Source organism: Sphingobacterium sp. LRF_L2 (genome assembly GCF_965644235.1).
In the GTDB taxonomy this organism is placed as follows: domain Bacteria; phylum Bacteroidota; class Bacteroidia; order Sphingobacteriales; family Sphingobacteriaceae; genus Sphingobacterium.
Map to the genome: position 1 here is coordinate 1 of NZ_CBFFRI010000045.1, position 221 is coordinate 221.

At 55.2% G+C, this 221-nt stretch carries 1 protein-coding gene; it reads right to left on the reverse strand.

Annotation, left to right across the window (positions count from 1 at the left end):
• Positions 1-221 (reverse strand): DUF5675 family protein (locus ACSZOX_RS22460; RefSeq protein ID WP_437922491.1); only part of this gene is annotated, 221 nt, incomplete at both ends.

Below are 221 nucleotides of genomic sequence, written 5' to 3' on the forward strand. Positions count from 1 at the left end.
GCGTAGACCAACGCTTTCAGTTCCTGCAGTGCTTTACGGCTCTCTGTTCCAGTACCTTCGCCCGTGAGCGCAGTCACGGGAGCAATACAGCCGTGCAGCTCTTTCATGGCATTATTTGCCGGATGAATTAAGATCGCTTCCCGGCCCAGCACATGCGGAATACCGATCTGCTCCCCATTCTTCGGGTACACCCGTTTCTCCAGTTTATAGCGACCCTCCGG